Here is a 299-nt window from a genome sequence, read left to right on the forward strand (position 1 = left end):
GCGCCTTCGAGCCTCTGCGCGTCAGGCATGGTCATGCGCACGATGTCGGCGATCGAGGCCAGGCCGCCCGAGGCGATCACCGGAATCGACACCGCCTCGGCGAGGTCGATCGTCGAATCCCAGTTGATCCCGGTCAGCACGCCGTCGCGGTCGATATCGGTGTAGATGATGGCGGCGACGCCGGCGCCTTCGAATTTCTGCGCCAGCTCGACGACGCCGAGGCTGGACGCTTCGGCCCAGCCCTCGACCGCGACCTTGCCGCCCTTGGCGTCGATACCGACGGCGATCTTGCCCGGAAA

At 67.6% G+C, this 299-nt stretch carries 1 protein-coding gene; it reads right to left on the reverse strand.

The annotated features are described in order from the left end of the window. The coding region (locus tag EN807_RS34445) for a HisA/HisF-related TIM barrel protein (RefSeq protein ID WP_246684538.1) at positions 1-299 on the reverse strand (299 nt) is incomplete at both ends.

The organism is Mesorhizobium sp. M5C.F.Ca.ET.164.01.1.1 (genome assembly GCF_004792125.1).
Lineage (GTDB): Bacteria > Pseudomonadota > Alphaproteobacteria > Rhizobiales > Rhizobiaceae > Mesorhizobium > Mesorhizobium wenxiniae.